General features: G+C 66.8%; 29 protein-coding genes. 16 read left to right on the forward strand and 13 right to left on the reverse strand.

Annotated features, from left to right (window positions below):
• Positions 1–18: 18 nt before the first annotated feature.
• The 3 genes from AC6BOR_RS01840 to eno are packed head-to-tail and all read right to left on the reverse strand — an operon-like array spanning position 19 to position 5,050.
• Positions 19–2,427, reverse strand: coding sequence for a penicillin-binding protein 1A (locus AC6BOR_RS01840; RefSeq protein ID WP_498059529.1), 2,409 nt, complete (start codon positions 2,425–2,427; stop codon positions 19–21).
• A 26-nt stretch (positions 2,428–2,453) separates the two neighbouring features.
• The gene (locus AC6BOR_RS01845; protein ID WP_498059530.1) at positions 2,454–3,734 is read right to left on the reverse strand and encodes an N-acetylmuramoyl-L-alanine amidase; all 1,281 of its coding nucleotides are present in this window, start codon (positions 3,732–3,734) and stop codon (positions 2,454–2,456) included.
• Positions 3,735–3,775: 41 nt separating this feature from the next.
• Positions 3,776–5,050, reverse strand: a complete 1,275-nt coding sequence (eno, locus tag AC6BOR_RS01850) for a phosphopyruvate hydratase (protein ID WP_498059531.1) — start codon at positions 5,048–5,050, stop codon at positions 3,776–3,778.
• Positions 5,051–5,175: 125 nt separating this feature from the next.
• Between eno and AC6BOR_RS01855 the strand changes: the two genes are divergently transcribed.
• The 7 genes from AC6BOR_RS01855 (at position 5,176) to AC6BOR_RS01885 (ending at position 9,608) form a co-directional block, all read left to right on the forward strand.
• A complete protein-coding gene (locus AC6BOR_RS01855; protein ID WP_498059532.1) occupies positions 5,176–5,598 on the forward strand; it encodes a hypothetical protein in 423 nt (140 codons plus the stop codon).
• Positions 5,598–6,002, forward strand: a complete 405-nt coding sequence (locus tag AC6BOR_RS01860; protein WP_498059533.1) for a phage holin family protein — start codon at positions 5,598–5,600, stop codon at positions 6,000–6,002. Before AC6BOR_RS01855 ends, AC6BOR_RS01860 begins: the two co-directional genes overlap by 1 nt.
• Positions 5,992–6,480: a hypothetical protein gene (locus tag AC6BOR_RS01865; protein ID WP_498059534.1), complete on the forward strand. Its 489-nt coding sequence runs from the start codon at positions 5,992–5,994 to the stop codon at positions 6,478–6,480. The genes AC6BOR_RS01860 and AC6BOR_RS01865 overlap by 11 nt, the downstream gene beginning before the upstream one ends.
• A 36-nt stretch (positions 6,481–6,516) precedes the next feature.
• Positions 6,517–7,158, forward strand: coding sequence for an MlaC/ttg2D family ABC transporter substrate-binding protein (locus tag AC6BOR_RS01870; protein WP_498059535.1), 642 nt, complete (start codon positions 6,517–6,519; stop codon positions 7,156–7,158).
• Positions 7,155–7,727, forward strand: coding sequence for a gamma carbonic anhydrase family protein (locus AC6BOR_RS01875; RefSeq protein WP_498059536.1), 573 nt, complete (start codon positions 7,155–7,157; stop codon positions 7,725–7,727). The genes AC6BOR_RS01870 and AC6BOR_RS01875 overlap by 4 nt, the downstream gene beginning before the upstream one ends.
• A gap of 26 nt (positions 7,728–7,753) precedes the next feature.
• The gene (locus AC6BOR_RS01880; RefSeq protein ID WP_498059537.1) at positions 7,754–7,966 is read left to right on the forward strand and encodes a DUF4170 domain-containing protein; all 213 of its coding nucleotides are present in this window, start codon (positions 7,754–7,756) and stop codon (positions 7,964–7,966) included.
• Between the two features lie 76 nt (positions 7,967–8,042).
• Positions 8,043–9,608, forward strand: a complete 1,566-nt coding sequence (locus AC6BOR_RS01885; protein ID WP_498059538.1) for an AMP-binding protein — start codon at positions 8,043–8,045, stop codon at positions 9,606–9,608.
• A 66-nt stretch (positions 9,609–9,674) separates the two neighbouring features.
• On the opposite strand, the gene rpmE is transcribed toward AC6BOR_RS01885, so the two are convergent.
• On the reverse strand, positions 9,675–9,905 hold the full coding sequence (gene rpmE, locus AC6BOR_RS01890) for a 50S ribosomal protein L31 (RefSeq protein ID WP_086116359.1): 231 nt from the start codon (positions 9,903–9,905) through the stop codon (positions 9,675–9,677).
• A 222-nt stretch (positions 9,906–10,127) separates the two neighbouring features.
• On the opposite strand from rpmE, the gene AC6BOR_RS01895 reads away from it, so the two are divergent.
• From AC6BOR_RS01895 to AC6BOR_RS01915, 5 genes are all read left to right on the forward strand, one after another.
• Complete coding sequence (locus tag AC6BOR_RS01895) at positions 10,128–11,648, forward strand: carboxyl transferase domain-containing protein (RefSeq protein ID WP_498060687.1); 1,521 nt, start codon at positions 10,128–10,130, stop codon at positions 11,646–11,648.
• An 8-nt stretch (positions 11,649–11,656) separates the two neighbouring features.
• On the forward strand, positions 11,657–12,436 hold the full coding sequence (locus AC6BOR_RS01900; RefSeq protein ID WP_498059539.1) for an enoyl-CoA hydratase-related protein: 780 nt from the start codon (positions 11,657–11,659) through the stop codon (positions 12,434–12,436).
• Between the two features lie 11 nt (positions 12,437–12,447).
• Entirely contained in the window at positions 12,448–12,897 is a 450-nt protein-coding gene (locus tag AC6BOR_RS01905; protein WP_498059540.1) for a Cif family virulence factor, read from the forward strand.
• A 74-nt stretch (positions 12,898–12,971) separates the two neighbouring features.
• Positions 12,972–14,930, forward strand: a complete 1,959-nt coding sequence (locus AC6BOR_RS01910; protein WP_498059541.1) for an ATP-binding protein — start codon at positions 12,972–12,974, stop codon at positions 14,928–14,930.
• Positions 14,927–15,343, forward strand: a complete 417-nt coding sequence (locus AC6BOR_RS01915; RefSeq protein ID WP_498059542.1) for a hypothetical protein — start codon at positions 14,927–14,929, stop codon at positions 15,341–15,343. The genes AC6BOR_RS01910 and AC6BOR_RS01915 overlap by 4 nt, the downstream gene beginning before the upstream one ends.
• Before the next feature lie 59 nt (positions 15,344–15,402).
• On the opposite strand, the gene AC6BOR_RS01920 is transcribed toward AC6BOR_RS01915, so the two are convergent.
• Genes AC6BOR_RS01920 through AC6BOR_RS01935 form a run of 4 tightly spaced genes read right to left on the reverse strand, consistent with a single transcriptional unit; the run spans position 15,403 to position 16,747 of the window.
• Positions 15,403–15,537 (reverse strand): hypothetical protein, encoded by a 135-nt coding sequence (locus tag AC6BOR_RS01920; RefSeq protein WP_498059543.1) that lies wholly within the window; start codon positions 15,535–15,537, stop codon positions 15,403–15,405.
• Complete coding sequence (locus tag AC6BOR_RS01925; protein WP_498059544.1) at positions 15,534–16,004, reverse strand: hypothetical protein; 471 nt, start codon at positions 16,002–16,004, stop codon at positions 15,534–15,536. Before AC6BOR_RS01925 ends, AC6BOR_RS01920 begins: the two co-directional genes overlap by 4 nt.
• Positions 16,005–16,019: 15 nt before the next feature.
• On the reverse strand, positions 16,020–16,475 hold the full coding sequence (locus AC6BOR_RS01930; RefSeq protein WP_498059545.1) for a hypothetical protein: 456 nt from the start codon (positions 16,473–16,475) through the stop codon (positions 16,020–16,022).
• Positions 16,475–16,747: a helix-turn-helix transcriptional regulator gene (locus tag AC6BOR_RS01935; RefSeq protein WP_498060688.1), complete on the reverse strand. Its 273-nt coding sequence runs from the start codon at positions 16,745–16,747 to the stop codon at positions 16,475–16,477. Before AC6BOR_RS01935 ends, AC6BOR_RS01930 begins: the two co-directional genes overlap by 1 nt.
• Positions 16,748–16,874: 127 nt before the next feature.
• Between AC6BOR_RS01935 and AC6BOR_RS01940 the strand changes: the two genes are divergently transcribed.
• The 4 genes from AC6BOR_RS01940 to AC6BOR_RS01955 are packed head-to-tail and all read left to right on the forward strand — an operon-like array spanning position 16,875 to position 20,765.
• A complete protein-coding gene (locus AC6BOR_RS01940; RefSeq protein WP_498059546.1) occupies positions 16,875–18,038 on the forward strand; it encodes an isovaleryl-CoA dehydrogenase in 1,164 nt (387 codons plus the stop codon).
• Positions 18,035–18,562 carry a molybdenum cofactor guanylyltransferase gene (gene mobA, locus AC6BOR_RS01945; RefSeq protein ID WP_498059547.1) on the forward strand — a complete coding sequence of 176 codons (528 nt, stop codon included), beginning with the start codon at positions 18,035–18,037 and terminating at the stop codon, positions 18,560–18,562. The genes AC6BOR_RS01940 and mobA overlap by 4 nt, the downstream gene beginning before the upstream one ends.
• 42 nt (positions 18,563–18,604) lie before the next feature.
• A complete protein-coding gene (locus AC6BOR_RS01950) occupies positions 18,605–19,834 on the forward strand; it encodes a glutamate carboxypeptidase (protein WP_498059548.1) in 1,230 nt (409 codons plus the stop codon).
• Between the two features lie 34 nt (positions 19,835–19,868).
• On the forward strand, positions 19,869–20,765 hold the full coding sequence (locus AC6BOR_RS01955; protein ID WP_498059549.1) for a DMT family transporter: 897 nt from the start codon (positions 19,869–19,871) through the stop codon (positions 20,763–20,765).
• On the opposite strand, the gene AC6BOR_RS01960 is transcribed toward AC6BOR_RS01955, so the two are convergent.
• The 5 genes from AC6BOR_RS01960 to rseP all read right to left on the reverse strand — a co-directional run bounded on the left by AC6BOR_RS01960 (position 20,734) and on the right by rseP (position 26,154).
• On the reverse strand, positions 20,734–21,171 hold the full coding sequence (locus tag AC6BOR_RS01960; RefSeq protein ID WP_498059550.1) for a hypothetical protein: 438 nt from the start codon (positions 21,169–21,171) through the stop codon (positions 20,734–20,736). The genes AC6BOR_RS01955 and AC6BOR_RS01960 overlap by 32 nt on opposite strands.
• Before the next feature lie 67 nt (positions 21,172–21,238).
• Positions 21,239–21,715, reverse strand: a complete 477-nt coding sequence (fabZ, locus tag AC6BOR_RS01965) for a 3-hydroxyacyl-ACP dehydratase FabZ (protein ID WP_498059551.1) — start codon at positions 21,713–21,715, stop codon at positions 21,239–21,241.
• Positions 21,715–22,323, reverse strand: a complete 609-nt coding sequence (locus AC6BOR_RS01970; RefSeq protein ID WP_498059552.1) for an OmpH/Skp family outer membrane protein — start codon at positions 22,321–22,323, stop codon at positions 21,715–21,717. The genes fabZ and AC6BOR_RS01970 overlap by 1 nt, the downstream gene beginning before the upstream one ends.
• The gene (bamA, locus tag AC6BOR_RS01975) at positions 22,323–24,899 is read right to left on the reverse strand and encodes an outer membrane protein assembly factor BamA (RefSeq protein WP_498059553.1); all 2,577 of its coding nucleotides are present in this window, start codon (positions 24,897–24,899) and stop codon (positions 22,323–22,325) included. Before bamA ends, AC6BOR_RS01970 begins: the two co-directional genes overlap by 1 nt.
• Positions 24,900–25,020: 121 nt before the next feature.
• The gene (rseP, locus tag AC6BOR_RS01980) at positions 25,021–26,154 is read right to left on the reverse strand and encodes an RIP metalloprotease RseP (RefSeq protein ID WP_498060689.1); all 1,134 of its coding nucleotides are present in this window, start codon (positions 26,152–26,154) and stop codon (positions 25,021–25,023) included.
• Between the last annotated feature and the right edge of the window lies 1 nt (position 26,155).

Consider the following 26,155-nt stretch of genomic DNA (forward strand, 5'->3'; position numbering starts at 1 on the left):
CGCTGGCAAGATGCCGCGTCAGTAAATCCCGCCTTCGGCTTCCAGAAACTCCGCATCAGACCGCACGCGGCCGCCGCTGCGCCGTTCCAGCACATCCTGGGCGCGGTTGATGCGCCTGGGCTCGCTGTCGGGCTTAAAGGCTTCCCAGATCACGGCGGGGCGCGGGCCGGGATCGGGCCACACGCCGAACACGCGCTTGCCCGAACGGCGGTCGATGCGGACCATGCGTACCCCGGCAGGAATCGCGAATGGCAGCGCAGGCCAATCCTTGAGCGCCACCTGCCCCCAGTGCCGCCAGATCGGCGCTGCCGTGGTGCCACCCTGCGCATAGCTGCCAAGACTGCGTGGCTGGTCATAGCCAAGGTAAAGCCCGGCCACGATGTCGGGGGTGCCGCCGACGAACCACACATCATTGGGGCCGTTGGTGGTGCCGGTCTTGCCCGCAAGCGGGCGATTGAGGCTGGCCAGCACGGTGCCGGTGCCGCGCTGTATCACGCCCTCCATCACATGCACGATCTGATAGGCGGTGCGCGGGTCCATCACCTGGACGACCCGGCCCTGCGGGCGCGGCATCGGCCCGCCGTTCCAATCGGGTGCGTTGCAGCCGGGGCAGCCGCGATTGTCACGCCGCCAGATGACCTTGCCGCTGCGATCCTGGACATAGTCAATGAGGCCGGGCTCCAGCCGGCGGCCAGCATTGAAAATCTGGGCATAGGCGTTGGTGAGCTTCATCACCGTGGTCTCGCCGGCGCCCAGCGCGATCGAAAGCACCGGTTGATATTCACCGATGCCGAGCGCCTTGGCCTGCGCCGCGATCCGGTCCATGCCGGTCGCATCTGCCACGCGCACCGTCATCAGGTTGCGCGACTGTTCCAGGCCCCAGCGCAGGGTTTGCGGGCCGGCGCTGCGCAGATTGTTGAAATTCTTGAAGCATTTCGTGCCGAGCAATTTCGTCTGGAACACGCAATAGGGGCCATCGACGACGATGCTGGCCGGGGTGAAGCCATTGTCCATCGCGGTGGCATAGACGATCGGCTTGAAGGTGGAGCCGGGCTGGCGGTTGGCCTGGGTGGCGCGGTTGAAGGCCTGGGCACGGGCATCAAAGCCGCCGACCATGGCGCGGATGCGGCCCGAGGCCACCTCCTCCGCCACGAAGCCGCCCGAAATTTCCGGCGGCTGCCGCAGCGCCCACCCGGCCGGGGTGCGGGCGACGGCAATCACATCGCCGGGGCGCAGCACCTGCGCGGCGGAGCGATTGGTCGCCTTGAACGGTCGTGCCGCCAACCGGCCGGGCAGCGTACCGCTGCTGCCGTCGGTGAAGCCGATGCGGGCATCCAGGCCGGATTTGGCCAGCACCACCGCCTTGGCCCAGTTGGGATAGCCCAAGGGCACCAGCGTGCCCGACAGGCGGCCGGGCCAAGCCCCAGAGTCGATGGCGCCCAGGTCGATCCGCGCGATGGGGCCACGCCATGGGCGGTTCGCCTCATAGCGGGTCATGCCGTCGCGCATCGCCTGTTCGGCCGCCGCCTGCATGATGGGATCGAGCGAGGTGCGGACCCACAGACCGCCGCCATAGACGCTGTTGGGGCCGTTCTCCTGTGCCTCGCCAAAGCGGGCGATCAGGGTCCGTCGCACCTCCTCGATGAAATAATCATCGCGCGGGCGGGGCAGTGCGCGGTTGGGGATGGCCGCCAGCGGCATGGCGGCAGCGGCGGCGCGTTCAGCCTCGCTGATGTAGCCGTTGGCCGCCATCTGGCGCAGCACATAATCGCGCCGGGCGAGCGCGCGGTCCCGCCGGCGGATGGGATCATAGGTGGAGGGTGCCTTGGGCAGGATGGCGAGATAGGCCATTTCCGCCAGATCAAGCCGGTCCACCGACTTGCCGAAATAGGCCTGGGCCGCGGCCTCCACCCCATAAGCGTTGCGGCCGAGGAAGATCTGGTTGAGGTAAATCTCGAGGATCTGCTGTTTCGTCAGCGCCGATTCCAGCCGGCGGGCGAGGATCGCCTCCCTGATCTTGCGCCACAGCGACACCTCGTTGCCAACCAGGCTTTTCGCCACCTGCTGGGTGATGGTGGAGGCACCCACCGGCCGGCGATCGGTGAAGACCGATTCGATGTTGGTGACCACGGCCGAGGCAATGCCCAGCCAGTCGATGCCGCCATGTTCGAAGAAGGTCTTGTCCTCGGCCGAGATATAGGCCTGCACCAGGCGCGGCGGCAGTTCGGCATAGGGCACGAAGATGCGGCGCTCGCGGGTGTAGCTGGTGACGATCTCGCCATTCACGTCGCGCACCATCGATGGCAGCGCCGGGCTGAAGGCGGTCAGATCGCTTTCGGATGGCAGGCCCTTGGTGGCCTGCCAATAGAAGCCGCCGGCCAGCAGCAGCGGCAACAGGATCAGCAACAGAAGGCGGCGACGGTTCACGGCAAAAGCGATAGCGGGCCAGCGGCTCATTTGCCAGTGAGGTGGCGTTCAATGGCGCGGGCAACGCCCCTGGCCACCTGGCGGCGCCCGGCATCGGAAAACAGCCGTTCGGCATCCTGCCGGTTGGTGACATAGCCGGTTTCCAGCAGCACCGACGGCACGTCGGGTGCCTTCAGCACGGCAAAGGCGGCGAAATGGTGGAATTCGCCGCGGAAATTGATGTCCTGCTCTTCCAGCGCGTCTTGCAGCGTGTCGGCAAATTGCACCGAGACATTGCCGGTGGCGCGGCGGACGAGATCGACCATGATTTCGCCGACCTCCGGCGCCTCCACCCCCAGGTTGACGCCGCCGATGATGTCCGCCTTGTTTTCGCGCGCCGCCAGCCGTTCGGCGATGGCATCGCTGGCCACGGCCGAGAGGGTGTAGACAGATGCGCCCTTGGCCTGGTCGTTCGGCGCGCTGTCGGCATGGATGGAAATGAACAGATCGGCGCGGGCATCGCGGGCGATGCGCACCCGGCCGCCCAAGGGAATGAAGATGTCGGTGTCCCGCGTCAGCTTCACGCGCACCTTGCCGCTTTCGCGCAGGATGCGGGCGGTTTCGCGGGCGATGCTCAGCGTCACATCCTTCTCATAGCCGCCGTCCACCGAAATGGCGCCAACATCCTTGCCGCCATGGCCGGCATCGATGACCACCAGGGGCTTGCCGCCGGTGCGGGATTTGACGCCGCCGGGCCGGGCGATGATGGCCACCGCCTCGCGCTTGGGCGGCGGGGGTTTGGCGGCCTCGGCCGGCGGTGCTTCGGGCGCTGGCGGTTCAGCGGCGGTGGCCGGCTTGCCGAAATCGGATGGCAGCTGGAACCCGGCATCGGGCAGGGTCGGCGGTGGTGGCGGGCCGTCGCTGCGCAGCAGTGGCAAGGGCTTGCGGCCCCGCGCCACCACGGCGGCAAACAGGTCGGGCGTGCTCCGATCAAGGATCAGCACCACCTGGTTGCCGGCAGCGCGCGCCTCCCGGATGATCACCGGCGCCTTCAGATCGATCACCAGCCGGGCGGTGCCGGGCGCGAACATGGCCATGCGCAGGCCGGCGACGCTGTTGGTGCCGGGCGCGGTGAGCGCCGGATCAACCACGCCGACGAAATCCACCACCAGCCGAAACGGATCGGCGAGCGCAAAGGCCTGCGCCGCCGGCAGCGGGCCATCGGCGGTGATGGTCACCCGGCCGGGCTGGCTTTCAACCGCCGTGATCCGCGCCGCCCACAAGGGGGCGGCCCAGAACAGGCACAGGATCAACAGGATGCGGCGCACGCCCAAAGGGATAGGGCCGTGCGCCGGCCGCTGCAACCGGCTTAGCGCAGAACCGAGGTGCCAGCGTAGACGGCGTCGCTGCCCAGTTCTTCCTCGATGCGGATCAGCTGGTTGTACTTGGCCAACCGGTCAGACCGGGCGAGGCTGCCGGTCTTGATCTGGCCGCAGCCGCAGGCAACCGCGAGATCGGCGATGGTGGCATCCTCGGTCTCGCCCGAGCGGTGCGACATCACGCTGCGATAGCGGTTGCGGTGCGCCAGATCGACGGCGGCCAGCGTTTCCGATAGCGTGCCGATCTGGTTGACCTTGACCAGCAGGGCATTGGCCAGGCCATCCTTGATCCCCTGCCCCAGCCGCGCCGGGTTGGTGACAAACAGATCATCGCCGACGAGCTGGACGCTGCCGCCCAGCTTGTCGGTCAGGATCTTCCAGCCGTCCATGTCGTCCTCGCTCATCCCGTCCTCGATCGAGAGGATGGGATAATCGCCGCACAGGGCGGCCCAATAATCGGCCATGGCGGCCGGTGACAGGGTCAGGCCCTCGCCGTGCAGATGATAGGCGCCATCCTTGAAAAACTCCGTGGCGGCGGCGTCCAGCGCCAGCATCACGTTGCCGCCGGGGGTGAAGCCGGCCTTTTCAATGGCCGCCATCACGAAATCCAGCGCGGCGCGGGTGCCGTTCAGATTGGGGGCAAAGCCGCCCTCATCACCCACGGCGGTGTTGTGGCCATGGGCCTTCAGCTCGCTTTTCAGCGTGTGGAAAATCTCCGCACCCCAGCGCACGGCTTCGGCGATGGAGCTGGCACCCACCGGCATCACCATGAATTCCTGCACGTCGATGGGATTGTCGGCATGGGCGCCGCCGTTGACGATGTTCATCATCGGCACGGGCAGCAGCCGCGCCGACACCCCACCAACATAGCGGTGCAGCGGCAGGCCGCGCGCATCGGCGGCGGCCTTGGCGACGGCAAGGCTCACGCCCAGGATGGCGTTGGCGCCCAGCCGGCTCTTGTTCGGCGTGCCGTCCAGCTCGATCATCGCGGCATCGATGGCGCCCTGTTCCTCGGCCTCCATGCCCGACAGCGCGTCGTAAATCTCGCCGTTCACCGCCGCGACGGCCTTCAAGACGCCCTTGCCCAGATAGCGCGCCTTGTCGCCATCGCGCAGTTCCACCGCCTCATGGGCACCTGTGGAGGCGCCCGACGGCACGGCGGCGCGGCCGGTGCTGCCATCTTCCAGCACCACGTCCACCTCGACCGTGGGGTTGCCGCGGCTGTCCAGGATTTCGCGGGCGTGGATATCGATGATCGCAGTCATGGCTTTGGCCTCGTGGCGACAGGGTTTTTCCGGTGCGGCCAGCCTTGCGCCGGCGCGCGTGATTGGCCAGATAGAAGGCGAATGTTGTGCGGGCAAGCACATGTGTGAGGCAAATGACCATGGCCATGCAGCCGATTGACCCCAGAGCCGCGCCCATCCCCATCGACGCCGGGGATTATGACGGCGATGAAGGCATCGCGACGCCGGCCGCTGGCGGCTTCGACAGCCTGATCGATTTCGCCCGCAAACGGCTGGTTGCCATGGTGGAAGATGCCCGCGACGCGCTGGTTGGCCAGGTGCGCGGCCTGAAGGACATTGCCGATCTGTTGACCGACAATCTGCCCGAAGCCGCCCAGCCGGTGGCCGGCTTCGTAGCCCAGGCCAGCGGCAGCATCGATCAGATTGCCGATGCGCTTTCGGAAAAATCGGTCGAGGAGCTGGTGGACGATGGCCGCGCCCTGGTGCAGGCCCAGCCGGCTGCCGCCGTGGCGGTGGCGATTGCCGTCGGCTTCCTGGCCGGCCGCATGCTGAAGGCCGCGCGGGACTGATGGCGCGCGGCCAGCCCTCCATCGCGGCGCAGGCGCGGCACCTGGTGGCCGGGCTGCTGACGCTGGTGCAATCCCTATTGAGGCTGACAGCGGCCGAGCTGAAGGCCAACGCCGGGCAGCTGCGCGGGCCGCTGCTGGCGCTGCTGGCGGCGCTGGCGCTGGGGTTGACGGCGCTGGTGCTGCTGCTGGTGGCGGCCGTGCTGGGGCTGGCCACCATGCTGCCGCCTTGGGCCGCCGCGCTGGTGGTGGCGGCGCTGGCCGGCGTTGCGGCTCTGGCGCTGGCACAGGGCGCTTTGTCGCGACTGGACGGGGTTTCGCTTGCACCCACGCGCGCGATGACCACATTGCAGGCGCAGATTGAACGCTTAGCCGCCAAACCGAAGGACAAGACCCATGCCGAGTGACGCCACCATCGAGGATCTGGCCCGCGCCGCCGATGATGCCGGTGCCGCCCTGGCCGAAGAGGTGAACGACCTGACCGACCGGCTGGCGCCGCGCCAACTGGTCGACGAAGCGCTGGAAACGGTGAAAACACGCGGTCTCGGCCTCGCCCGCGATGCCGGCGCCACGGTGAAGGCGCACCCCTATGTCACCGCCGCCGCCGTCGCCGCCGTCGGCCTGGCGCTCTATGCCGGCAACCGCATTTCCAAGGCCGAGCTCGACATCGACCGCGATATCGAGGGCTATACCGATTATGAGGACGAGGCGCTGGTGGCAGCGTCTTCGGGCGGCGTCGATGCCCGCGAACTGGTGAAGGAAAATCCGGTGGTGGCGATCCTGGCCGGTGTGGCGGCCGGCGCGGCGCTGGCCATGCTGTTCCCCACCAGCACGGCCGAAAAGCGCAGCCTGGGCGCGCTCGCCCGCCGCATCACCAGCCGCTAAGCTGTTGTTCAGCCGCGCTCTGGCACTGCCTTTGCCATGATCAAGCCCGCATCCACCTTTGCCGCCCTGCTGCTGGCCACCGCCCTGCCCTTCACGCCAGCTGCTGCCCAGGTCGGCGCGGCAACGGCCGCCAGCCCCGGCGATCCGGCGGCGCGGCCGTTCATCGAAAATCTGGTGGGCAGCGGCTTTGCCGTGCTGCGCGACAAGTCGCTGAGCAAGCCGGCCGCACGGGCGAAGTTCCGTGACCTTCTCACCCAGAATGTCGCGCTGGATGATATCGGCATGCGCCTGATCCGCCGCCAGCGCGCCACGCTGACACCGGCCCAGCTGGAGGCCTATCGCGCTGCCTTTCCGGAATTCGTGCTCAACGCCTATGCCGACCGGCTCTATGATTATGCCGATGCCAAGGTGGCGGTGCAGCGCACCGTGGGCCGCGGGCCCTATACCGAGGTCTACACCCGCGTCACCCGCCCCGGAGCCCAGCCGGTGGACACGATCTGGCAAGTGAAGAGCGACGGCGGCAAGCGACAGGTCAACAACCTGATCGTCGGCGGCGTCAACCTGTCCCTCACCCAGGAAGCCGATTTCACCGCCTACATCGCCAAGAATGGCTTTGACGCGCTGGTGACGTTCATGAAGAGTGCCAACGCAAAATCCCTGGCTGTGCAGAAACCATGATCGATATCCACCCCACCGCCTTCGTCCATCCTTCGGCGCAAATCTATGGCAAGGTGACAGTGGGGCCGCGCGCCAGCATCTGGTGCAATGCGGTGATCCGGGCGGAAACCGCCCATGTCGAAATCCACGAAGGCGCCAATATCCAGGATTTCGTGATGATCCACACCGATCCCGGCAAACCGGTGATCGTCGGCGCCTACACGAGTGTGACGCATCATGTTACCCTGCACGGCTGCCAGGTCGGTGATCATTGCCTGATCGGCATCAACGCCACCGTGTACAACGGGGCAAAGGTGGGCGCCGGCTCCATCGTTGGCCAGCACGCCTATTTGAAGGACCGGTTCGAAGCGCCGGACAACAGCATCATCGTCGGCAGCCCGGCCAAGGTGATCGCCACCCGCGACAACCGCCTGCCCAACCGCATCAACGCCGAATTCTATATGCGCAACGCCGAATGCTACGCGCAAGGCAACCACCGCGCCTGGGATGGCCCCGAATTCGAAGCCTGGTTTGCCGTGACCATGCAGCGGTTGCAAGCCGAGTATGCGCAAGGCGCCACTGGCGCTTGAGCCCAACTGCGGCTAGACGCCGCGGCATGAGCAAGCTGCATCTCGTTTTCGGTGGCCGTGTGGCCGATCCCCAGGGGCTGGAGTTCACCAACCCCGATGATCTTCATGTTGTTGGCATCTTTCCCGATTATGCCAAGGCGGAAGCCGCCTGGCGCGCCAATGCGCAGCGCACGGTGGACGATGCGACGATGAAATATGTCGTCGTGCATCTGCACCGGCTGCTGCAGCCCGAAGGCTGATCCGGCCAACCCCCAACAAGTGCAGGCTTTCCAACCCCCGCGCCGGCCATAAAGTGGCGGCCGGGGAGAATGAGACATGCCGCACGACCTGAGCTTTGGCGCGATCATCGAAACGGTGGTGGCGACGGTTGATCCGGCCCAGCCGGCGCTGATCCACGGGCAAACCCGCCGAAGCTGGGGCGACCTCGCTGCCCGCTCGGCCAGCCTCGCTGCCGCCATGCTGGCCGGTGGCGCGGTCGCCGGCGATCGCTGCGCCATCTTGATGCGCAACAGCGCCGAATATGCGGAAAGCCTGGTGGCCTGCCTGCGCGCCCGGCTCGTCCATGTGAATGTCAATTATCGTTACACCGGCGAGGAGCTGTTCTACATCCTCGACAACAGCGATGCCGCCGTGTGCTTCTATGATGCGGAATTTGCGCCGCTGGTCGCCAGCATCCGCCATCGCCTGCCCACCAAGGTCTGGATCCAGCTGGGCGGCGAGACGCCGGATTACGCCCATGATTTCGAGACCACCGCCAGCACCGGCCACGCCCTGCCCGCCCAGGATCATCGCGGCGATGACATGCTGTTCATCTACACCGGCGGCACCACCGGCCTGCCCAAGGGGGTGATGTGGGATCAGGCGGCGCTGTGGGGCCTGATGAACCCCGGCATTGACCTGGCAGTCACGCATGACGTGGCTGCGCTGATCAACGATCTGAAAACCGGCACCGGCCGCCGCCGCGCGCTGATCCTGCCGCCGCTGATGCACGGCACCGGCCTGATCATCGCGCTGGGCACGCTGTGCCGCGGCGGCACGCTCGTCACCCTGGCCGGCGCCAATTTCGATCCCGGGGAGGCCACCACCACCTGCGCACGCGAAGCATGCGATTATGTCGTCATCGTGGGCGATGCCTTTGCCCGGCCGATCCTGAAGGCGCTGGATGCCGGCATCGGCAGCATCAAGACGGTGGAGATCATGATCTCGTCCGGCACCATGTGGAGCCCCGAGGTGAAGGCAGGCCTGCTCAGCCATGCCCCCAATCTGATGATCGTTGACAGTCTCGGCTCCTCCGAAGGGCTGGGCCTGGGCGCGGCGGCGCAAACGAAGGACAATGCCGGCGCCCCGACCAGGTTCATGGCCGATGGCAACACGCTGATCATCGGGGACGACATGAAGCCCGTGCTCGCCGGCACCATGGGCCGCATCGCGCGCGGCGGCCTGATCCCGCGCGGGTACTGGAAGGATCCGGTGAAGACCGCAGCGACCTTCCCCGAAATCGACGGCAAGCGCTATTCCATCCCCGGCGATTTCGCCATCATCGAGGCCGATGGCAGCTTCACCCTGCTGGGTCGCGGCAGCCAGTGCATCAACAGCGGCGGCGAGAAGATTTTCCCCGAAGAGGTTGAAGAGGCGCTGAAAACCCATCCCGCCATCGACGACGCGCTGGTGTTCGGCCTGCCCGACGAGAAATGGGGCCAGGCCGTGACCGCCGTGGTGGAGGCCCATGCGCCCGTGGACGCCGAGACATTGCGCGCCCATGTCCGCCAGCAGCTTGCCGCCTACAAGGCGCCGAAGACGGTGCATATCGTCAAGAAAGTGCCGCGCGCGCCCAACGGCAAGGCGGATTATGCCGCGGCGAAGGCGATGGTGACGGGATAAATCCTCCCCAAACGAAAAGGGCGGCCCGCAAGGACCGCCCTCATCCTTTCAGCCTGACCGGCAGGCTTATTTTTTACCGAGACCAAAGCTGGCGAAACGCTTGTTGAAGCGCGCCACCTGGCCGCCGGCATCCATCAGGCGGCCGGTGCCGCCGGTCCATGCCGGGTGGCTGGTCGGATCGATTTCCAGGTTCATCACGTCGCCATCCTTGCCCCAGGTCGAACGGGTCTGATAGGTGGTGCCGTCCGTCATCTTGACGGTGATAGTGTGATAATCGGGATGAACGCCGGACTTCATGATGGGCTTCCTTCATTGCGGACCGGTTCCGACCGGCCCTTGGAAAACTGAACGCGCCGCATAGCGGCTTGTCCCCAGCTTTGCAACTGTTCCACGCGCCTGCGCCAGGTTCGCTTTGCGGTGGCTGCGCCACTTGGCGACTGGCGCGGGGCCGCCTATACCGCAACAATGCCCGCCATTGGTAAACCCCTGCCCCCGTCCGCCAAGTCCACCGCCAGCGCCATGGCGGATCTGCTCAGCGATCTGCGCGAAAAGGCCGCCCGCATCGCGCTGGGCGGGCCGCAGGCGGCGCGGGAAAAACATGTGGCACGCGGCAAGCTGCTGCCGCGCCAGCGGGTGGAGGCGCTGCTCGATCCCCACACCGCGTTCCTCGAGATCGGCCAGTTCGCTGCCCATGATGTCTATGGCGAGGATGTGCCCGCCGCCGGCCTGATCGCCGGGGTGGGCCAGGTCGAAGGCCGGCTGTGCGTGATCGTCGCCAATGATGCCACGGTGAAGGGCGGCAGCTATTATCCGCTCACCGTGAAAAAACATCTGCGCGCCCAGGAAATCGCCGCGCAAAACGGCCTGCCCTGCTTTTATCTGGTTGATTCCGGTGGCGCCAACCTGCCCCGGCAGGACGAAGTCTTCCCCGATCGCGACCATTTCGGCCGCATCTTCTTCAACCAGGCCACCATGAGCGCGGCCGGCATCCCGCAGGTGGCGGTGGTGATGGGCAGCTGTACCGCCGGCGGCGCCTATGTGCCGGCGATGGCCGATGAATCGATCATCGTGAAGAACCAGGGCACCATCTTCCTGGGCGGGCCGCCGCTGGTGAAGGCCGCCACCGGCGAGGAGGTGACCGCCGAGGAGCTGGGCGGCGGCGATGTGCACACGCGGCTTTCGGGCGTGGCCGATCATCTCGCCGAAAATGACCAGGATGCCATTGCCATCGCCCGGCGCATCATTGCCACCGTGCCGGCCGCGCCCGCCGTGGCGCGCGGCCCCAGCCGGCCGCCGCTGTTTGACGCCGCCGAGCTGAACGCGCTCGCCCCCATCGACACGCGGGTGCCGGTGGACGTGCGCGAGATCATCGCCCGGCTGGTCGACGGATCGGAACTGCACGAATTCAAGCCGCGCTATGGCGAGACGCTGGTCACCGGCTTTGCCGAGATCGAGGGCTATCCCGTCGGCATCATCGCCAACAACGGCATATTGTTCAGCGAAAGCGCCCAGAAGGGCGCGCATTTCATCGAACTGGCCTGCCAGCGCCGCACGCCCTTGCTGTTCCTGCAGAATATCAGCGGCTTCATGGTTGGCCGCCGCTTTGAGAATGAAGGCATCGCCAAGCATGGCGCCAAGCTGGTGACGGCGGTGGCCTGCGCCGCCGTGCCCAAGATCACCGTGGTGACCGGCGGCAGCTTTGGCGCCGGCAATTATGGCATGTGTGGGCGCGCCTATTCCCCACGCTTCCTGTGGATGTGGCCCAACGCGCGGATCAGCGTGATGGGCGGCGAACAGGCGGCGAGCGTGCTGGCCACGGTGAAGGGCGGCGGCTTCAAGTCTGCCGCAGAAGAAGAAGCGTTCAAGGCCCCGATCCGCGCCCAATATGAACGCCAGGGCCATCCCTATTACGCCAGCGCCCGGCTGTGGGACGATGGCATCATCGCGCCGGAAGACACGCGCGCCGTGGTGGCGCTGTCCCTCGCGGCGTCGCTGCAGCAGCCGGTGCCGGAAACCCGCTTCGGCACCTTCCGGATGTGAGGCGGCCCATGCTTGACGAAAGCCTTGACGATTATGGCACCGCCCGCCTCACCCTCAACCGGCCGGAGCGGCACAACGCCTTCAACGCCGATCTGATCGCCGCGCTCACGGAAGGCTTCACCCGGCTGGGCCAGGCGAATGAGGTGCGCGCCATCGTGCTGAGCGGCGCGGGCAAGAGCTTCTCCGCCGGCGCCGATCTCGACTGGATGCGCGCGGCGGCCGGCTGGAGCGCGGCCGAGAATGAAGCCGACGCCATGCGGCTTTCGGACATGCTGGCCACCATCAATGATTGCCCGAAGCCGGTGATCGTTGTCGCCCACGGCCATGTCACGGGCGGCGGCGTTGGGCTGGTTGCCTGTGCCGACATGGCGGTGGCGGTGGATGGCACCCAGTTCCGCCTCTCCGAAGTCAGGCTGGGCCTCACCCCGGCCACCATCTCGCCGTTCGTGATGGCGAAGATCGGTGCGCGCGCCCGGCGCTGGTTCCTCACCGCCGAGGCCTTTGATGCCGCAACAGCGCAATCACTTGGTTTGGTGGACGAAGTCGCCATCGATGCCGATGCGGCCGAGGCCGTGGTGGCGCACTGGCTCACCCACATCGGCCAGGCCGCCCCCGGCGCCGTTGCCGATGCCAAGCGGCTGGCACTGGACTTTGCCGGCCAGCCGATCAGCGACGACCTGCGCGCCGACACCGCCCGCCGCATCGCCGCCCGCCGCACCGGCGCCGAAGGCCGCGAGGGCATCAACGCCTTCTTGAGCAAGGGAAAACCGTCATGGGTGATCGAATGAGGGGTGATCGAATGATGCGCGCCGGCCTGATCGCACTGCTGCTCGCAGCCCCCGCCGCCGCCAATCACAAGGCGGAGGTGATGGCCGCCACCAACGCCTTCATGGCCGCGCTCAACAAGGGCGATGCCAATGCGGCCGAGGCGATGACGCATCCGCAGCTGGTCATCCAGATCCTGCGCTTCCCGCCCGAAGGCGGCTCCAAATACAGCGTGCTCACCCGCCAGGCGCTGTTCGACAATTTCCGCAACGCCCCGCCGCGCGTGTTTGACGAGCGGATCGTGAAGTCCAGGGTGCTGGTCACCCGCGATTATGCCCATGTCTGGGCGCCCTACACGCTGGATATCGATGGCAAGCGCATCCATTGCGGGGTGGACAGCTTCGGCTGGAGCAAGATCGACGGCAAATGGCTGCTGACGACCTTCGGCTGGACCGCCGATCCCAAGGGCTGCCCGCCGAAATAACCCCTCACCCTCCCACCGCTGTGCGGCGGGGCCCACCCTCTCCCCGAACGGGAGAGGGGCTGAAGAGTGAAACGATGCACAAGATCTTGATCGCCAATCGCGGCGAAATCGCCCGCCGCATCATCCGCACCGCCCACCGCTTGGGGCTCGCCACCGTGGCCGTGCACAGCGCCGCCGATGCCGATGCGCCCTTCGTGCGCGAGGCCGGCCAGGCCGTGCCACTGGCCGGCGACCGGCCCTATCTCGATATCGACGCCATCATCGCGGCGGCCAGGCGCACCGGCGCCGATGCCATCCACCCCGGCTATGGCTTCCTCAGCGAGAATGCCGAATTTGCCAAGGCGCTGAAAAAGGCCGGCATCATCTTCATCGGCCCGCCCGAAAGCGCCATGCGGGTGATGGCCCTGAAGGATACCGCCAAGGCCGCCATGAAGAAGGCCGGCGTGCCGATCACGCCGGGTTACCAGGGCACAGACCAGTCGCTGGTGCGGCTGCAGAAGGCGGCTGAGGGCGTGGGCTTCCCGCTGCTGATCAAGGCGGTGGCCGGCGGCGGCGGCAAGGGCATGCGCGCCGTCCATGCGCCGGAAGAATTCCAGGACGCGCTGATGGCCGCCCAGCGCGAGGGCGAAACCGCCTTTGGCAATCCGGCCGTGATGCTGGAAAAGCTGATCCAGCGCCCGCGCCATGTCGAGGTGCAGCTGTTTGCCGATGCCCACGGCAATGCCGTCCACCTGTTTGAACGCGATTGCTCGCTGCAGCGCCGCCACCAGAAGGTGATCGAGGAAGCCCCCGCCCCCGGCCTGTCAGACCGGTTGCGCCACACGCTGGGCATCGCCGCCGTCACCGCCGCCCATGCCATCGGCTATCAGGGTGCCGGCACGGTGGAATTCATCCTCGATCTCGACACGCTGGACGAAGCCGGCGATCCCGCCTTCTACTTCATGGAGATGAACACCCGCCTGCAGGTGGAGCATCCCGTCACCGAATGCATCACCGGCGAGGACCTGGTGGAATGGCAGATCCGCGTCGCGCGCGGCGAACCGCTGCCCAAGCGCCAGGACGAGCTGAGCGTGACCGGCTGGGCGATGGAGGCCCGGCTTTATGCCGAGGATCCGGATGGCGGCTTCCTGCCATCGACCGGCACCATCCACCGCCTGGCCTTTGGCGCCGGGGCCGGCGTGCGCATCGATACCGGTGTGGAACAGGGCAGCCGCATCGGGCTGGATTATGATCCGATGATCGCCAAGGTGATCGCCCATGGCGCCAGCCGCGGTGAGGCCATCGACCGGCTGGTCGGCGCGCTGGATGCGACCATCGTCGATGGCCTGAAATCCAACCGCGCCTTCCTTGCCCGGCTGGCCGATCATCCGGCCTTCCGCGCTGGCGAGGTGGACACCGGCTTCATCGCCCGCCACATGGCCAGCCTGTCGCCGACCGCCGCCTGCCCGGCCCCGGCGCTGCTGGCCGCCGCGCTCGGCCTGGGCCTGCCCAGCGGCGCGGCCCCGGCCAGCCTGTTTGCTGCCCTGCCGATCCGCCTCAACCTGGCGCGGGAACAGACGGTGATGCTGTGGTGGCAGGGTGACGCGCACGCGGTCAGCCTGCGCAGCGTCGGCCAGGATCGCTGGCGCATCGGCGGCCTGCCCGGCGTTGGCGAGGTGAGCGCCCGCCGCACCGGGCCCAATGGCCTGATGATCGACATGGGCGGCACGTTGCTGCCTGCGACGGTGGTGCCCCAGGCCGGCAGCGTGGAGGTGCGGTTGGCGGGCCAGAGCTGGAGCATCGCGACGATGCCGCCGAAAAAGGCCGAGGCCGGCGCCGGCCACGCCCAGTTGATGGCGCCAATGCCCGGCCGCGTGCTCAGCGTAGACGTGACGCCGGGCCAGGCCGTGGCCGAAGGTGACCGGCTGCTGGTGCTGGAAGCGATGAAGATGGAGCATCGCCTGACGGCACGCACCGCCGGCACCATCAAGGCCGTGCACGTCGCCACCGGCGATCAGGTCGCCGATGGCATGATGCTGGTGGAGTTTGCGTGACGCCTGACCGGCGCGGGCTGCTGACGGCGCTGGCGCTCGGCCTTGCCGCCCCGGCCATCGCCGTGCCGGCCGGCGTTGCGGTGGAGGAATGGACCTTCCTCAAGGCCAGCACCGCCGATCCGGCCCCGCTGCTGCGCTTTCTGGAGGCGAATTGGCTGGTGATGGACCGGCTGGCGGTGGCGCAGGGCCTGTTTGCCCATGCCCGGTTGCACCGCGCCGATCCGGCCGATGGCGCCAGCTGGGATGTGGTGATGATTGTCGGCTATCGCACGCCGGCCGGTTATGAGGGCGTGCGCGCCGCATTCGAGGCCATTCGCGCCGCCCACCGCCCGGTGCAACCCGATGGCCAGCCGCTCGCCGCCCTTGGCCGCATTGTCGAAAGCCGGCGCGTGCAGCTGATGGCCAGCGCCTGACACGGGTTGGCCCGAACCGGCGGGGCTCGTGCCGGTCCGGGCCCTTCCGGCCAGGAAGCTCAGGGTTTGATCAGGCGCGGTGCCACGCCCAGCACCGCCAGCGCAAAGATCAGCATGGGCGTTTCCGGCGTTTGGCTCGGCGGCGCGGCCACCCCCAGCACCAGCATGGCCACCATCAGCAATATCTGGCTCATGCCTCATCCTCCGCATCGGCCGGCTGTTCGCGCCAGGCGAGGATGATGCCGGGCAGCGCCATCGCACTGATCGCAAAGCCCGATAGAAGATCGAGCGCCTGTTCCTGCCCCGGCATCCAGCCGTTGATGAACTTGGCAATGATCGACCAGATGAAGAAGCCGAACAATGTCAGCACCATGATCTGGTGGGTGGCGACATAGGCCTTGTCGCGCAGCTGGCGTTCGCGTTCGTCCAGCATGGCATCGCTGGATTGCGTCATCTGCCCGCGCCCGTCGATGAACAGGGCGACAGCGGCAAACAGGCCGATCAGCCGCACGAACACGAACCCGATCGGTGTGGTGCCTTCGGGATCGGCGGTGATGGCACCGCCCAGATAGCCGATACCGATGCCAGCCAGCACCGCGATGGACAGGATGCGCGCGGTGCGCAGGCTCAGCGTCAGGGGGGCCTTGGGGGCCATGGTCATCGTCCTTTCCATCGCTCAATCCTCCTCATCAGCGGGCGCACGCCAGGCCAGGATCATCCCAGGAACCATCACATGCACCCAGAACAGCATTGCCATCAGCCATGCGGCCTCGACATGATCTGGCACCCACAATGTTCCGCGCGTCGCGAGCAGCAGCCACATATAGGATAGGCACATGGCGACGCCGCTGATCCGGTGAGCCACAACCACAGCGCGTTCACGTTCAGCGCGCTCGCGCTCATCTAGCCGGTCAAAGGTGACATGGCGCCAGCCGGGGCTGCCGGCCGCCACAATGGCTGCCAGCATCCAGCCGATGCCCCGGGTGATCACCATCGGGCCAGCATTGCCATCCACAGGCAGCAGGATCGGGCCAATGCTGCCCACGAGCAGGGCCACCAACGCAAGCAACGACAGGACACGCACGCGCATCGGCGAGAACTCGGGTGGCGCAAAAAATTTCGTCTGGGCCATCAGCGGCCTCCTTCCATGAAACGCGCCGCAGCCAGGCTGGCCGCCAGCGGGGCAAAGGGTTCCAGGCTGAACAATGTCTCCACCGGCACGCCAAACACGCGGGCCAGCTTCAGCCCCAGTTCCAGGCTGGGGCCATATTGGCCACGCTCCAGGAAACCGATGGTCTGCGGGTTCACGCCCACTTGGCTTGCAAGATCCTTGCGGCTCAGCCCGGCTTCCGCCCGGAACAGGGCGAGGCGATTGTGCAGGCTCGAGGCGTCGTTGTTCATCATCACGAATCGTTATGTATACGCAACGCTTCATGCTGTCAACGCACAGTTGTGGATTTTGGCAATACCCCCTTCCCGCTCTTGCCCACCCGGCCTAGAACGGCAGCAAATCAGACAAGGAATCCTTGGGATGCTCACCCAGCTTCGCTTCGACCACGGCGACACCATCGAAATGCTGCGCGACACGGTGCGGGCCTTTGCCGCCGCCGAAATCGCCCCGCGCGCGGCCGAAATCGATGCCAGCAACATGTTCCCGCGCGATCTGTGGCCCAAGCTGGGCGAACTGGGCCTGCATGGCATCACCGTGCCGGAAGCCGATGGCGGCGCCGGCCTCGGCTATCTCGCCCATGTCGTGGTGGTGGAGGAATTGTCGCGCGCCTCGGCCAGTGTCGGCTTGTCCTATGGCGCCCACACCAATTTGTGCATCAACCAGATCGCTCGCTGGGGCACCGCCGAACAGAAGGCGCGTTACCTGCCCGGCCTGATCAGCGGCGAACATGTCGGCAGCCTTGCCATGTCCGAACCCGGCGCCGGCAGCGACGTCATTGGCATGAAGCTGCGCGCGGACCAGCAGGGCAATGGCGACTATGTGCTCAACGGCAACAAGATGTGGATCACCAACGGCCCGCACGCCGAGACGCTGGTGGTCTATGCCAAGACCGATCCGGCCGCCGGCCCGCGCGGCGTCACCGCCTTCCTGATCGAAAAGGGCATGAAGGGCTTTTCCACCGCACAAAAGCTCGACAAGCTGGGCATGCGCGGGTCTGACACTTGCGAGCTGGTGTTCGAGGATTGCGCCGTGCCGGCCGAAAATGTGCTGGGCGGGGTGGGCAATGGCGCCCGCGTGCTGATGAGCGGCCTCGATTATGAACGCGTCGTGCTGTCGGGCGGCCCCATCGGCATCATGCAGGCCTGCATGGATGTGGTGGTGCCCTATGTGCACGAGCGCCAGCAGTTCGGCCAGCCGATCGGCCAGTTCCAGCTGATGCAGGGCAAGCTGGCCGACATGTATGTCGCCCTCTCCACCGCACGCGCCTACAGCTATGCCGTCGCCCAGGCCTGCGACAGGGGTGAGACCACCCGCAAGGATTCCGCCGGCTGCATCCTCTATTCGGCGGAAAAAGCCACCTGGATGGCGCTGGAGGCGATCCAGTGCCTCGGCGGCAACGGCTATATCAACGAATATCCCACCGGCCGCCTGCTGCGCGATGCCAAGCTCTATGAAATCGGCGCCGGCACCAGCGAGATCCGCCGCTATTTGATCGGGCGGGAGCTGTTCGAAGAGACGAAGTGAGCCGGCTCGGCGTCGTCCTCGCTGGCGGCCAGTCGCGCCGCTTTGGCAGCGACAAGGCGCTGGCGCTGCTCGATGGCCGCCCGCTGATAACCCATGCGCTGGCGGCGCTGGCCGGTTGCGATGCGCTGGCCGTGGCGGGGCGGGATTGGCCCGGCCTGCCATCCCTGCCCGACCGGCCGGGGCCTGATCTGGGCCCACTGGCCGGCCTCAACGCCGCCCTGCATCATGCCGCCGCCAAGGGTTTCGGCGCGGTCGCCAGCCTGCCGGTTGATTGCCCGGGCCTGCCGGCGGACTGGCTTGAGCGGCTGGGCCAGGCCCCGGCCCCAGCCCCCGCTCATGCGAAGGGCCAGCCGCTCATCGGCCTGTGGCCAGTCACGCTGGCCGATGCACTCGACCAGTTTCTCGCCACCGATGGCCGCCGGGTGCAGGCCTGGGTGGCCACAACCGGTGCCAGCGCCGTCGATCTCGGCCCGCTCCCCAACATCAACACGCAAGCCGATCTGTCGCAGCATTTCATGGGATGACATTCGCCCCAAGCCGGTTATCCTGCCTGTGGGGAGAAACGAATGAAAAGAGCATTGGCGGCCATTGCGGCCCTGATCGCCACATCAGCCTGGGCGGCACCGCCCAAGCCGGACACCGCCCTGCTCAAGGCCGCGACGGCCGAAGCCCCTGCTCTCACCAAGACCCTGCAGCAGCTCGTCGAAATCGAAACCGGCAGCGGCGATGCCGAAGGCCTGGCCGCCATGGCAACTTTGCTGGAAGGCCGGCTGGCGGCGCTGGGCGGCAAGACCGAGCGGGTGAAGCCGATGGGCGAGGCGCTGGGGGACATCATTGTCGCGCGCTGGCAGGGCAAGGGCCAGGGCAAGATCCTGCTGATCGCCCACATGGACACGGTGTATCAGCGCGGCGCGCTGGCCCGGGCCCCGTTCAAGCTGGTCGGCAGCCCGCAGGGGACGCTCGCCTATGGCCCCGGCGTGGCGGATGACAAGGGCGGCGTGGCGCTGATCCTCCACACGCTCACGCTGCTCAACCCCAGGGACTATGCCGAGCTGACGGTGGCCATCAACACCGATGAAGAGCGCGGTTCCCTCGGCTCCGGCCCGATCATCACCGAATTGTCGAAGGGCAAGTCGGCGGTGCTCAGCTTTGAACCCACCGGTTATCCCGAAGCCATGACCGAAGGCACATCGGGCACCAACACGGTGATCGTCACCATCAAGGGCAAATCCGCCCATGCCGGCGCCGCGCCCGAAAGCGGCATCAACGCGCTGGCCGAAGCCGCCCACATCATCAATGCCACCCGCGATCTGGATCAGGGGCCGGGCAAGCTGCGCTTCAACTGGACGGTGGTGAACCAGGATCGCGGGGTGCGCAACATCATCCCCGACAGCGTGTCGCTGATCGGCGATCTGCGCATCGTCGACATGGCCGAATTCGAGCCCTTCAAGCGGGCGCTGGGCCAGCGGCTGGCGGTGCCGTCACAGCCGGGCGCGGTGGTGAACTACGAGGTGCGGCTGAACCGACCGCCGTTCAATGTGACGCCGGCCAGCATGGCCCTGATCGAGGAAGCCCAGGCAACCTATGCCCGGCTCGGCCGCAAGCTGAAGCTGATGCCGCGCACCGGCGGCGGCACCGATGCTGCCTTTGCCGCCCTGGCCGGCGTGCCGGTGCTGGAGGCGCTGGGCCTGCCGGGCGCCGGCTATCACACCACCGATGCCGAATATGTCTATCTCGAAGCGGTGCCCTCGCGCCTCTATCTCGCCGCCAGCCTGATCCGCCGCCTGGGACGGTAGACGGCCCCGCCAGCCGCCGGTAAGGCTGGCCGCCATGTCTGGCCAGCCCCCTTCGCGCCTTTCGGCCATCATCCTCGTGCTGGCGGGGATTGGCGCGCTGTGCGTGCTCGACGCCTTTGCCAAATATCTGGCGCTGCGGCACGGCGCTGGCGTTGCCACCTTCGGCCGCTATGTCAGCGGCAGCATCATCGGCCTGGCCGTCTGGCAATGGCAGGGCCGGCCGTGGGTGGCGCCGGGTGGGCTGAAGCCCAATCTGGTGCGCGGCACGCTGATCGCGGCAATGGCCCTGGCCTTCTTCTGGTCAATCTCCAAACTGCCGATGGCGCTGGTCCTCACCCTCACCTTCGTCGGCCCGCTCACCGTGCCGTTCATGGCGGCGCTCTATCTGAAGGAACCGGTGCAGCCGCGCTATGTCGCGGCCGGTGTTGTCGGCTTTGTCGGCGTGCTGGTCACGGTTGGCGGCATGCCGGGCCTGTCGGGGGATCATCTGCTCGCCGCTGCCGCCGCGGTGTTTGCCGCCATCCTCTATGGCGCCAGTGCGGTGATCCTGCGCTCACGCGCCGCCGCCGATGGCGCAACCGTCATCACGCTGATCGCCGCCGTGGTGCCGATGCTCTGGCTGTCCCCCGTGCTGCTCACCCTGCCGGCGCTGCCGCCGATGGTGGATCTGGGCCTGATGATGGCCATGGGCCTGGCCGGCAACATCGGCGTGCAGCTGATGGCGCGCGGCTATGTCCATCTCGAAGCGCAGGTGTCGGCCGTGATGGAATATAGCGCCCTGCCCTGGGCTGCGCTGTTCGGCTGGCTGCTGTTTGACGAGGCGGTGGCCGCCACCACCTTGGCCGGCGCTGCCATCATTGCCGGCGCCTGCCTGTGGGCAGCGCGCGCACCCAAAGCGGTCAGCGCGACGCCGCCTGCGCCAGTTCCTTGAGGCACAGCGCCTTGGTCCGGCCCACCGCCGCCACATCGGGCAGCAGGTCCAGCGCCTCACGCACATCGGCCGCCGCTGCGACCGCGGCCGGCGCACCGCACACGGCCTGAACGCCCAGCACCGGGCCGCGGCGCACGTCCACCACCGCCAGCACTTCGGCCGGGGCGCGCGGCAGGGCGCCGGCAAGCGCAGCGGTCAATTCCGCGCCATGGGCGGCATCGGCACCGGCAGCCAGTTCGGGCGCCAGCGCGATCCAGTCGGCGGCGCCGGCCCTGATTCCTGCCATCACGCGCGGCCAGTCACCGCCCGCCACCAGCTGCTGCACGGCGGCACGCGGGTTCTGCGCCTGCACGCTTGCCGCGAACTGGCTGGCCGACAGGATGGAGGCAACAAGAAACGCGATCATCACGGCTGATCCCTTCCCCACCAATGTGGGGAGCCATCCGGCCGCCCGCAAGTGGCCGGACTGCCCATCAGGCCGGCGGATCGGCGATCATCGCGGTGAAGCTGGCTTCGGCCGCCAGCTTGCCGTCGATCTCGGCGCGGCCGCTGAACTTGGCGATGCGGCCACGGTCCTGCACCACCTCCACCTTCAGGTGCAGCAGGCAGCCCGGTTCCACGGGCGCGCGGAACTTGGCGTTCTCGATCGCCATGAAATAGACGAGCTTGTCGCCTGCATCCGGGTCTTTCGCCCGGGCGGTGTGGATGGCCAGCACGCCGGCCGTCTGCGCCAGCGCCTCCACGATCAGCACGCCGGGCATGATCGGGCGGGCCGGGAAATGGCCGGCAAAGAAGGGCTCGTTGATCGTCACCGCCTTGATGCCCGTGGCCGATTGACCGGGGATCATGTCGATCACCCGGTCAACCAGCAGCATCGGGAACCGGTGCGGCAACAACGCCATCACCGCCAGAACATCGGCGGTGCTGGCAGTGGCAGCCTCGCTGCTCATCACTTGCGCGGCGGAGCAGCAGCCGGGGCCGGAGCGGCAGGCGCCGGCGCAGCCGGGGCGGCCGGCGGGGTGATCGACACCTTGGGCAGTGCCTTGTCCAGGCGGGCCAGCACATCGGCGGTGATGTCCACGGCCGGGGTGTGCTGGATGGTCACGCGCTCGTCCATCGCCATGGTGGCGCCGCGTTCACGCATGATCTGGCCGATGATCGGCTGGGCCGCATCGTTGATCTGCTTGATGATCCACTGGCGCGACGCTTCGATTTCCTGCTGGCGCCGCTGCACTTCCTGTTCGGCTTGCTGCTGGCGGTTCTGGAAATCCTGCACCTTGGCCTGCCAGGCCTGGATGGCGGCCGGCGCGGCGCCCTGCTGCGGCTGGGTATCGCGCAGGGTCTTTTCCTCGGCGGTCAGGCTGGTGCGCAGCGTGTTGACACGGGCCTGCAGGGCATCGGCCTTCGGCTTCAGTTCCAGCGCGGCGGCCTTGGCAGCGGCCGAGGTGTCGATCATCTGGTTCTGGTCCACCAGCACGATCACGGCGGCGGGCAGCTGCTGGGCGGCGGCCGGAACGGCAACGCTGGCCAGCGCCAGGGCAATCAAGGTCTTCTTCATCAGAATGCGGTCCCTACGTTGAATTGGAACAATTGCGGGTCGTCGCCCGGTTGGGTGACGAGTGCCTTGGCAAGGTCAAAGCGGAACGGCCCGAACGGCGAATTCCAGTTGACCCCGATACCGACCGAAACGCGCGGCTTCGGCGTATTCCCCAGATATTCCTCGACAAAGCCCGAGGAGATGCCGTCGGTAGCAAGGCAGGGCGCCACCTGCCCATTGACGCGCGGCGCTGCCACTGTCGGCCCGTTCTGGCAGGTCAGGCTGGGCGCGCGCAGGCTCCAAAGCGCGCCGACATCGGCAAAGATCGACGGCCGCAGGCCCAGTTCGGACCCGGCCGAACCAATGGGGATGCGGATTTCGGCGCGCGCCAGATAATAAGCGCGGCCACCCAGCGCGTCATCCAGCGACTGGCGGCGATCGGTGTTGATCGTGCCATCCAGGTTCAGCGCCCGGCGCAACACGCGCGGACCAACGCCGCGGATGTTGAAGCCGCGGAACTGCGGCTGACCGAGGAAGAAGCGGTTGGTCAGGATCACGTCCTGCCCGGAATAGCCGGTCACATAACCGCCTTCGGCGCCAAGGTTGAGCACGAAGCCCGAACCGAACAGCGGGGTGAAATAATCATAGTTCGCCCGCGTCGTCAGGAACTTGATGCCGATGGGCACGCCGGCCAGATCCTGGCTGAAGGTGAAGCGCTGGCCCGCCGACGGCAGCCGGATGTTGTTCAGGCTGTTGAAGATCAGCGAGTAGCCGATGCTCGACACCGTGCGGTTGCCCAGCTGTTCGCACAGGAAGCGGCCGGCGCGCAGCGGATCGCAAACGCCGTTGGTGAAGAAGGTCGCCTGATCCAGGCCGATTTCTTCACGGCTGAGGCCATAGCGCAGCGAGGCCGCCCAGAATTCGGTGATCGAGAAGCCGGTGCGGACCTGGAAGCCGGTCGACACCTGGGTGTAGGTCGTGTCGCGCGTGTTGTTGCCGGTGAAACGGAACGAGCGGAAATCGCGGCGGAACACGTCAAAGCCCAGCGCCAGGTTGCGCCCGGCCAGATAGGGCTCCGTAAAGCCGGCCTCCAGCGAACGGGCAAAGCTGGAGATATTGCCCGACAGGCGGATTTCCTGGCCACGGCCGCGGAAGTTGCGCTGGCGCACACTGGCCGAGAAGATGAAGCGCTCGATGCTCGAAAAACCCGCCGACAGCTGCAGTTCGCCGGTCGGACGTTCCTGCACATTGGTCTCGAGGATGATGCGGTCAGGCGTGCTGCCCGGCTTCTGCTCGATGTCGAGCTTTTCCTGGAAATAGCCGAGGCCGAGCAGACGGTCCTTGGAGCGCTTGACCTTGATCGAGTTGAAGGCATCGCCTTCGACCAGGCGGAATTCGCGCCGGATCACATTGTCCTGCGTGATGGTGTTGCCGTTGATCGCCACCCGCTCCACGTAAACGCGCGGCACCTCCGCGACCTGGAAGGTGATGTTCATCTTCAGGTCGTCTTTGTTGCGCTCGAACTGCGGGCGCACATCGGCAAAGGCATAGCCCAACAGGCCGGCCGTCTCGGTCAGCGTCTCGACCGTGTTCTCGATCTTTTGCGCGTCATACCAATCACCTTCCTTGATGCGGATGATCGATTTGAATTCATTGGCCTTCACGTCGCGCAGCTGGCTGACCAGATCGACCTTGCCAAACTTGTAACGCTCGCCTTCCTCCACCACATAGGTGACGATGAAATCCTTCTTGTCCGGCGTCAGTTCGGCCACCACCGACGACACACGGAAATCGGCATAGCCCTGAGTCAGGTAGAATTGCCGCAGCTTCTGCTGGTCATAGGCCAGACGGTCAGGATCATAAGTGTCGTTGGACGTGAAGAAGCGCCAGGCGCGGGCCTGCTTGGAGGCCATCTGCTTGCGGATCTCGCCTTCCTTGAACTTGGCATTGCCCAGGATGTTGATCTGGCGGATCTTGGACTTGGCACCCTCGCTGATCTCGAACACCACGTCGACTCGGTTCTGCTCGAGTTGGATGATCTTGGGCTCGACACTGGCGGCAAAGCGGCCGCCACGGCGATAGAGTTCGAGAATGCGGGCCAGATCGGCGCGGGCCTTGGACCGGGTGAAGATCTGGCGCGGGGCAAGGCGGATTTCCTCGCGGATCTTCTCCTCCTTCACCCGCTTGGCGCCTTCGACGATGATCCGGTTGATCACCGGATTTTCCTTCACCTCGACAATCAGGGCGCCATTGTCATCACGGATGGTGGCATCGGCAAAGAGTTCGGAGGCATAGAGCGCCTTCAGCGCGGTATCGAGCGCGTCACGGTCATAGCGGTCGCCGATGGCGAGGTTGAGATAGGAGCGGACGGTTTCCGCCTCCAGACGCTCCGTGCCGCGCACGATCACCGATCGCACCACGCCGGCATTGGCGGCGGTGGCCGGCAATTCGCTCGCGTTGCGGCTTTCGGCGGCGCGGGCTTCGGCTTCGGCCGACGGGCGGGCCGGTTCGGCCATCGGGCGGCGCGGGCGCTGCTGCGCCACGGCCGGTGCGGCCAGCGCAGTGGTCAGCAACAACAGCGACAGCGGCCGGATCATCCCCGCCCTGCCCCTGCCCGGCTTGTCCTGCGCTGCTTGCATCAACCCCACCACTTTTCCTTACATCCCGTGCCCGCCGGTTCGTCCGGCGGTGCGCTTTCTTGGTCCGGCCGTCAGCCGATCATCCCAGCAGTCCAGACAGGCGGGCCCACAGGCCCACCGATCCGAAATCATGCCAGGTCAGCACGGCCATCAACGACATCAAAGCGGCAAAGCCCGACATGAAGGCCCATTGCTGCACCTTTTCTGCCAGTGGCTGCCGGCGGACGGCCTCGATGCCGTAAAGCAGAAGATGGCCGCCGTCCAGCGTGGGGATGGGCAACAGGTTGATGAAGCCGAGGTTGATCGAGAAGAAGGCCATGAAGGCAATCGCCGACACCAGGCCAAGGCTGGCCTGCTGGCCGGCGATCTGCGCCGTCTTCACCGGGCCGCCCATATCGGCCAGCGAGCGTTCACCCAGGATGACCTGGCGCAACGTGCGGCCGATGGTGGCGATGATGCTGCCGGTGTCCACCAGCGCCAGCCGGAACGCATCGACCAAACCAACATTGGCGATCACCTCGGCCGGGCGCACGATGCCCAGCTGGGGATGGCGGGTAACATTGCCGAAGCGGTCCACCGTCTCGACCATCTTCGGCACGACGCTGATATCGCGCGGCGCCCCGGCGCGCACGATGTTGAGCAGCACCGGCTTGCCAACGCCCGTCACCACCTCGGTCACGATATCCTCGAACCGCTCAACGCTGGTGCCGTTCACGCTCAGGATGCGGTCGCCTACCTGCAGGCCGGCAGCGGCGGCGGCACTGCCTTCCACCACCTTGTCCACCACCGGCGGTGAGGCCGGGTGGCCCAGCGCCAGGTTGAACCCGGCCAGGATCAGGATGGCAAAGACGAAATTGATCAGCGGCCCGGCCGCAACGATGATCGCCCGCTGCCACAGCGGCAGAAAGGCAAACAGCCCGCGGCGCTCCCGCTCCGGCAGCGCCATGATCGCCGGATCGATCTGGCTCACCTCGTTCATGTCGCCGACGAACTTGACATAGCCGCCCAGCGGAAGGGCGTTGACCCGCCAGCGCACACCGCGCTTGTCGGTCCAGCCAAACAATTCGCGGCCAAAGCCAACACCAAACGCCTCGATCCTGGTGTTGAACAGCCGACCCGCCAGATAATGGCCGCCTTCGTGCACCACCACCAGAACGGCGATCATCGCCACAAAGCTGGCGAGGGTGAACAGCAGGCCCGGCTGCTGCAGCATC

It is taken from the genome of Sandarakinorhabdus sp. FBCC-B8862, from assembly GCF_059745315.1.

Coding starts and splice junctions, on each gene's coding strand:
- eno (WP_498059531.1), bottom strand. CDS start 5,050: ATGACTGCGATCATCGATATCCACGCCCGCGAAATCCTGGACAGCCGC.
- AC6BOR_RS01855 (WP_498059532.1), top strand. CDS start 5,176: ATGCAGCCGATTGACCCCAGAGCCGCGCCCATCCCCATCGACGCCGGG.
- AC6BOR_RS01860 (WP_498059533.1), top strand. CDS start 5,598: ATGGCGCGCGGCCAGCCCTCCATCGCGGCGCAGGCGCGGCACCTGGTG.
- AC6BOR_RS01865 (WP_498059534.1), top strand. CDS start 5,992: ATGCCGAGTGACGCCACCATCGAGGATCTGGCCCGCGCCGCCGATGAT.
- AC6BOR_RS01870 (WP_498059535.1), top strand. CDS start 6,517: ATGATCAAGCCCGCATCCACCTTTGCCGCCCTGCTGCTGGCCACCGCC.
- AC6BOR_RS01875 (WP_498059536.1), top strand. CDS start 7,155: ATGATCGATATCCACCCCACCGCCTTCGTCCATCCTTCGGCGCAAATC.
- AC6BOR_RS01880 (WP_498059537.1), top strand. CDS start 7,754: ATGAGCAAGCTGCATCTCGTTTTCGGTGGCCGTGTGGCCGATCCCCAG.
- AC6BOR_RS01885 (WP_498059538.1), top strand. CDS start 8,043: ATGCCGCACGACCTGAGCTTTGGCGCGATCATCGAAACGGTGGTGGCG.
- rpmE (WP_086116359.1), bottom strand. CDS start 9,905: ATGAAGTCCGGCGTTCATCCCGATTATCACACTATCACCGTCAAGATG.
- AC6BOR_RS01895 (WP_498060687.1), top strand. CDS start 10,128: ATGGCGGATCTGCTCAGCGATCTGCGCGAAAAGGCCGCCCGCATCGCG.
- AC6BOR_RS01900 (WP_498059539.1), top strand. CDS start 11,657: ATGCTTGACGAAAGCCTTGACGATTATGGCACCGCCCGCCTCACCCTC.
- AC6BOR_RS01905 (WP_498059540.1), top strand. CDS start 12,448: ATGATGCGCGCCGGCCTGATCGCACTGCTGCTCGCAGCCCCCGCCGCC.
- AC6BOR_RS01910 (WP_498059541.1), top strand. CDS start 12,972: ATGCACAAGATCTTGATCGCCAATCGCGGCGAAATCGCCCGCCGCATC.
- AC6BOR_RS01920 (WP_498059543.1), bottom strand. CDS start 15,537: ATGAGCCAGATATTGCTGATGGTGGCCATGCTGGTGCTGGGGGTGGCC.
- AC6BOR_RS01925 (WP_498059544.1), bottom strand. CDS start 16,004: ATGACCATGGCCCCCAAGGCCCCCCTGACGCTGAGCCTGCGCACCGCG.
- AC6BOR_RS01930 (WP_498059545.1), bottom strand. CDS start 16,475: ATGGCCCAGACGAAATTTTTTGCGCCACCCGAGTTCTCGCCGATGCGC.
- AC6BOR_RS01935 (WP_498060688.1), bottom strand. CDS start 16,747: ATGATGAACAACGACGCCTCGAGCCTGCACAATCGCCTCGCCCTGTTC.
- AC6BOR_RS01940 (WP_498059546.1), top strand. CDS start 16,875: ATGCTCACCCAGCTTCGCTTCGACCACGGCGACACCATCGAAATGCTG.
- AC6BOR_RS01950 (WP_498059548.1), top strand. CDS start 18,605: ATGAAAAGAGCATTGGCGGCCATTGCGGCCCTGATCGCCACATCAGCC.
- AC6BOR_RS01955 (WP_498059549.1), top strand. CDS start 19,869: ATGTCTGGCCAGCCCCCTTCGCGCCTTTCGGCCATCATCCTCGTGCTG.
- AC6BOR_RS01960 (WP_498059550.1), bottom strand. CDS start 21,171: ATGATCGCGTTTCTTGTTGCCTCCATCCTGTCGGCCAGCCAGTTCGCG.
- fabZ (WP_498059551.1), bottom strand. CDS start 21,715: ATGAGCAGCGAGGCTGCCACTGCCAGCACCGCCGATGTTCTGGCGGTG.
- AC6BOR_RS01970 (WP_498059552.1), bottom strand. CDS start 22,323: ATGAAGAAGACCTTGATTGCCCTGGCGCTGGCCAGCGTTGCCGTTCCG.
- bamA (WP_498059553.1), bottom strand. CDS start 24,899: ATGATCCGGCCGCTGTCGCTGTTGTTGCTGACCACTGCGCTGGCCGCA.
- rseP (WP_498060689.1), bottom strand. CDS start 26,154: ATGCTGCAGCAGCCGGGCCTGCTGTTCACCCTCGCCAGCTTTGTGGCG.